At 66.8% G+C, this 5381-nt stretch carries 6 protein-coding genes and 2 pseudogenes; 4 read left to right on the forward strand and 4 right to left on the reverse strand.

The window, feature by feature from the left end:
• Positions 1 to 126 precede the first annotated feature (126 nt).
• Entirely contained in the window at positions 127 to 948 is an 822-nt protein-coding gene (locus HKK72_RS35495; protein WP_187238789.1) for an aldo/keto reductase, read from the reverse strand.
• Here HKK72_RS35495 and HKK72_RS43025 point away from each other — a divergent pair.
• A complete protein-coding gene (locus HKK72_RS43025) occupies positions 906 to 1139 on the forward strand; it encodes a hypothetical protein (protein WP_410050379.1) in 234 nt (77 codons plus the stop codon). The genes HKK72_RS35495 and HKK72_RS43025 overlap by 43 nt on opposite strands.
• Before the next feature lie 526 nt (positions 1140 to 1665).
• Here HKK72_RS43025 and HKK72_RS42555 read toward each other — a convergent pair.
• From HKK72_RS42555 to HKK72_RS43035, 3 genes and pseudogenes are all read right to left on the reverse strand, one after another.
• Complete coding sequence (locus tag HKK72_RS42555) at positions 1666 to 2025, reverse strand: hypothetical protein (protein WP_315987613.1); 360 nt, start codon at positions 2023 to 2025, stop codon at positions 1666 to 1668.
• A gap of 18 nt (positions 2026 to 2043) precedes the next feature.
• A pseudogene (locus tag HKK72_RS43030) lies at positions 2044 to 2106 on the reverse strand (hypothetical protein); the annotation flags it as partial.
• Between the two features lie 91 nt (positions 2107 to 2197).
• Positions 2198 to 2383, reverse strand: a pseudogene (locus HKK72_RS43035) (hypothetical protein); the annotation flags it as partial.
• Between HKK72_RS43035 and HKK72_RS35510 the strand changes: the two are divergent.
• The 3 genes from HKK72_RS35510 to HKK72_RS35520 all read left to right on the forward strand — a co-directional run.
• Positions 2352 to 2846, forward strand: coding sequence for a MerR family transcriptional regulator (locus HKK72_RS35510; protein ID WP_261987517.1), 495 nt, complete (start codon positions 2352 to 2354; stop codon positions 2844 to 2846). The pseudogene HKK72_RS43035 and the gene HKK72_RS35510 overlap by 32 nt on opposite strands.
• A 570-nt stretch (positions 2847 to 3416) precedes the next feature.
• Positions 3417 to 3749, forward strand: a complete 333-nt coding sequence (locus tag HKK72_RS35515) for a DUF3147 family protein (RefSeq protein ID WP_187238787.1) — start codon at positions 3417 to 3419, stop codon at positions 3747 to 3749.
• Positions 3750 to 4387: 638 nt separating this feature from the next.
• A partial coding sequence (locus HKK72_RS35520) for a sensor histidine kinase (protein WP_187238788.1) occupies positions 4388 to 5381 on the forward strand: 994 nt, incomplete at its 3' end.

The following is a 5381-nucleotide window of genomic DNA, read 5'->3' on the forward strand; positions in this document are numbered from 1 at the left end:
CCGGGTGGTGAATCGGGCCGGAGCCGGCCCCAGGCCACCCGCACGATCAGCTCGACCCGCCGCTGTTGCCTAGACCCAGCGGCGGCGGGTCGAGGCGGCAGCGGTCAGGGTGTTCTCCCGTGCTTCTCAGGCGGCGGCGCGCTCGTCGACCGGCCGTCGACGTAGCGCGGCGCGCTCGACCGCGGGTGGGGCGTAGGCCATGTCGAGCTGGCCGACGTCGGTGCCGGGCGCGACGATCGTGTCGATCTCGTTGAGGATCTTGTCGTCGAGGGTGATGTCAGCGCTGACGAGCAGGTCGTCGAGCTGTTCCATGGTGCGTGGCCCGATGATGGCCGAGGTGACGCCGGGGTGGGCGATCGCGAACGCCATCGCGATGTGGGTCAGCTTCATTCCGGCTTGTTCGGCGAGCGGGATGAGCTGCTCGACGACGTCGAGGCGGCGTTCGTCGCTGTAGTGCTTGAAGCCGTACCCGGTGCGGTGGGTGTCGGTCTGCCGCCCCTTGCGGAAGCGTCCGGTGAGCATGCCCCGGGCCAGAGGGCTCCAGACGAGCGTTCCCATTCCGTAGCGTTCGGTGACGGGCAGGATCTCGCGCTCGATGCTGCGGTTGAGGATCGAGTAGGTCGGCTGCTCGGTGCGGAATCGCTCGAGGCCGCGGCGCTCGGCGGCCCACTGCGCTTCGACGATGTCGGAGGCGGGGAAGCACGACGATCCGATCGTGCGGACCTTGCCGCTGCGCACGAGGTCAGTCAGTGCGGACAGCGTCTCTTCGACATCGACCGTCGGGTCGGGGCGGTGGACCTGGTAGAGGTCGATGTGGTCGGTCTGCAGGCGGCGCAGCGAGTTCTCGACCTCGGTGATGATCCAGCGCCGCGGCCCTGCATTCCGGCAACCCGGCCTTCGAACTGCTGCCCGCCTACTTCCAGCAGCGCTTCGAGCCCGCCCTGGGATCGCTGCTCGTCGCCGCGGCCGCCGCTGGTGAGATCCGCGCCGACGTCGAGCCCATGGAACTCCTGCACGCGGTGGCCAACCTGTGCATGCCGGCCGACGTAGACCTCGCCCGTGCCGAGCGCATGGTCGCCCTGCTCATTGACGGACTGCGCTACGGAGCCAAGCCAAGGCTTCAGTCCGCCGAGCCTTAGGCTCACTCGGTAGCTTCGGATTGCCGCGAGTCCAGCGACCGGACCGGCAGGTGACGAAGCACGCCTGCACTGTGGCAGTCCGCCGATCGCGGCCACACATTACCGGCGGTGGCGCGAAACAGGCCGCGGTCCGGGCCGACGGCGAGCTTCGTCGGCCCGCTGTCGCGGGTGGGACTTCTAAGAGCGCATCTGAGAACTCGCGAACCGGTCGACGACACACTCCACCCGGACGACCCTGCAAACACCGCGAGGGACTGGGCACCACCGGAGACGGCCGTTGGGACCTGCGCCGACGCGAGGCCACCGGGCACGTGGCCCGGCACACGATCCCGCGACGGGGCCCTGCGCGGTGCTCGCCCACCCTTCCCCGCGTACGCCCGCCGCATTTTTCCTGTACCGCTTTCCGTGTCGGGACGGGGCCTTGGCGGGATGCGACGGCGTCGAGCTCGCGTGTCGAACGCAACGCCCAACAGCTGGGCATCGCCCGGCACACTTCCGACGATCGCCGCCGACGCCGAGCTGGTACTCAATCGGCGCGAGTCCCGGAAGCGAGAAAGACCGGGACGGCGACGAACAGCCGGTCGTTGCGCGCCCTGGCGGCTTGGTCGTCGAGCCAGGTGCCTTCCCCGACGGTGGCGAGCATCGGCAGGCACGCGGCGTCTGTCCACACGATCGTGTGGACCTCGACGGTGACGTCGACGAACCCGTTGTCCAGCAAGAGGTTCCGGTACCGGCGGGCGACCCGCGGGTTTGGCATATCGCCTGCGCGAGCGCGGACGAGCGTGCGGGTGAGTTCGGGATCGTCGGAGTCGATCACGAATGTGTCCCAGTCGTGGCCGACGAGCACCGCGCGGCCGTTCCTGACCAGGACCCGGCGGGCCTCCACGACGGCTCGCTCGGGCTCGGCGAGGACGTGCAGGACCTTGTCGGCGCGGTAGCCGGTGACCGAGCCGTCGTCGAGAGGCAGCGCGGTGGCGTCGGCGACATGGAAACTCGCCTGTGGGCCAGCGCTCGATGGCGATCTCGATCATGGTGGGGTCCAGGTCGATGCCGATGGCCCTCACCCCACGGGCGGCCAACTCGCCGACGGCGCGCCCGCCCCCGCAGCCGACGTCGACAACGGTGTCGCCCAGCGCTTGGTAAGTGTGTTCCCGCAGGTTACGAGCCTGGGGTAGGTCGTCAAGGGCGTCGAGGATGGTAAGCAACGTGGACATGGCCGTCATTGTGCGACTTAATGTCGACATGAAGTCAATCGGCGAGGTGGCGGCTCAGTTCGGGTTGCCGACACACGTGCTGCGACACTGGGAGGCGGAAGGACTGCTGACACCGGCCCGCGCGGGCGACCGCCGCCGCTACACCGACGCGGACCTGTACCGGGTGGCGGCGATCCTGATCTCGAAGGAGGCGGGCTTCGGGCTCGCGGACATCCAGACGATGCTGGCCGCCCGGTCCGGACCGGCCCGCCGTGAGGTGATGGCCCGTCACCGCGAGAAGTTGCTGGCACGGATCGCGCGGGCGCAGGCCGCACTCGACATGCTCGAGGGCGGCTTGGAATGCCCGCATGACGACATCATGACGTGCCCGCATTTCCAGGGATTTCTGGCTGACCGACTGCAGTCGTCTTCCGTGACCGGTTCGGATCGCCGTAACGCCGATCGGGCAGTCGAGTTCGCCGACGGGAATCTGAACCGTCAGTACCAGAACTGATTTCGCCCAGCTGATCAGTCGCCCCGCGTAGCCGCCATCGACCCATGCCGGCGACCCGGTGGCGAAGCGGGCACGCACAGCGGCGAGTAGCCGATGCGCGGCGTCACGGTCCTGGATCGAGGCCGCGGTCACCACAACAGCCGGCAGCAGCAAGGATGGTGGGTGAAGTCGCGCAGATCCGGACAGTGAGTACGGCGACCGACCCGGGAGCATGAGCGGCGACGAAATCATCATCCGCAGTCCCCTGGTTCCTAGAGCACCGTGGTGACGCCGTCGCCGTCCAGGTGATCAAGCCGCCGCTTGGGCTGTTGATGGCGACAGTTCTGATGATGGAATGCTTGGCAGTGAATGCACCCCGCCCGTGACGGTTCGCGGCCGAGGCCGTCCCCGGAGTTGCTCAACCGGTAGGCGGACAAGCTCCGGGTACGACGCGGCTGATTGATCCGCGGCAGAAGGCCGCACGCGACTCAAGGCCGCCCGATCTGTTCAGCGCCGCCGTGACGCCACCGCAACCCGCCTGACCCGTGAGCGTGGCGTGCTCTCTGATAACGGTGAGAAGGGGTGGAATGCATGGTCGAGATCTTGCTGAAGGCGTTGTGCGGCGGCATCTTCGTCTTGGCGTTCGCCCTTATATCGGAAATGGTGATGCCGAAGCGGTTCGCCGGAATTTTCTCGGCGGCGCCGTCCGTTGCGCTCGGCAGCCTCGCGGTGAGCCTTGTGACCAAGGGTGCGCATGAGGTCGAGGCTGCTGCGGTCGGCATGTCGGCGGGCGCTAACGCTCTGCTGGCCTACAGCGCGGCCGCGGTCCCGGCACTGCGGCGGTTCGGCGCGTTGAGGGGAGCGGGGATCGCCATCTTCGCCTGGTTCCTGGTCGGCGGTGCGGGCGCCTGGGTGTTGCTTTGAGCGGCGCACGGGTCGATCGACCGGAGATCAGCGTGAAGCCAGGTCGTTTGCGGGACATACGGCTGAAGGCGATGCTCATCCGTTTCGGGTTCGGCGCCGCAGTTTCAACCATCGCCGGGGTGGTATCAGCCCGCCTTCGGTCCCTTGGCCGGGGGTGTGTTCCTTGCCTTTCCGGCGATCCTGCTGGCGTCCCTGACTTTGGTAGCCAAGGAAGAGAATCTCCGGGCCGCGCAGGATGACGCACGTGGCGCGGCCATCGGCTCAGTCCGCATGATCTTGATCCGGGCTGGTCGAACAGTGCGACCGGATCGGGAGGTTGCTATGGGACATCGCGGCTGGTCGTGCGATTCTTCCGGCAGTACGGCCATCGGATGCTCGACCCGCGCGTCCCTAATGCAGCGTCCGGCCGAACGGCACCGAGCAGGGCGGCCGGGCGTCACCGAAATACGGCGGCCCTGACCTTGGGCTGAGAACGACCATATTTCCAAAGATGAGGTCATGCATTGGAAGATTTTTGTTAAAAATCCATCCCCCGCTATCTCTAGCAGTGCACGTAAATTCCAGTACACCGTATCGTTTGTAGTTTATTCGGCCTAACAGTGCACCATGACTGAGTCGCGGCGAGGTGAGGCAGGGCAGTGAAGCTGGGTTTACGTGTGCGCTCCACGCTCGCCCTTGCCGCAATCGCGTTGATCATCGCTGTTGTCATCGGCGCCATGCTGGACACGCTGATCCGCACCGACGCCCGCGACAACGCTCTCGAGAAAACCCAGCGAGCCGCGCTCCAGTGGGCCGCGATAGCACGGGCAGGGGGCGCGCCTCATACGATCCCCACCCTCGGTCAGGTCAAACTGATCCAGTTGGTGGACAACCAGGGCCGAGTCATCGACTCCAGCGCGGCGGCCCGCCAGATGCCACCGTTGACCAACGTCCGACCCCCGGTCGATGACCGGATCGAGAACGTGACCGTATGCCGATCCGCTGGCGGTTGCGGCATCTTCACGGCCGTCCGCTTCGAGTTGACCGACAAACCCGGGGATCCCGATCCGCATTACCTCTACGCGGGTGTGGAGGCGCCCAAGCTTCTCACCTCACACCACCTTGAACTCTTCATCGGCATCGGCGTCCTCGCGCTGACCGCGCTGGTGGCAGTGATCAACTGGCAAGTGTCCGGCCGCTGGCTGAACGCGATGGAGATGGTCCGGGTTCAGATCTCCAATCTGTCGATGAACAACCTGAGCGCCCGGCTCAGCCAGCCACGTCAGCACGAAATCGCGATGCTCACCGATACCGCCAACAAGGCCCTCGATCGGCTGGAAAAATCCGTCCGACAGGAACAGCAGTTCGCGTCCGAAGCCTCCCACGAGCTCCGAACACCGGTCACCGGCCTGCGTACCCAACTGGAGGAAGCCCTCCTCTATCCCGACGACGTCGACCCGCATGAGACCATCCACACAGCACTCTCGGCGACCGATCGGCTCGGTCAGATCATCAATGACCTGTTGGTACTCGCCCGGCTCCGAGCCGACCCGGCACCGCCCGTTACCGTCGATCTGGGCGAGCTCGTGACCCAGGAGGCCGCGGCCAGGCCCCAGGGCGTGCCCGTGGTCGTCCATGCCGCAGACGACGTGC

It is taken from the genome of Actinomadura sp. HBU206391 (assembly GCF_014323665.1).
In the GTDB taxonomy this organism is placed as follows: domain Bacteria; phylum Actinomycetota; class Actinomycetes; order Streptosporangiales; family Streptosporangiaceae; genus Actinomadura_C.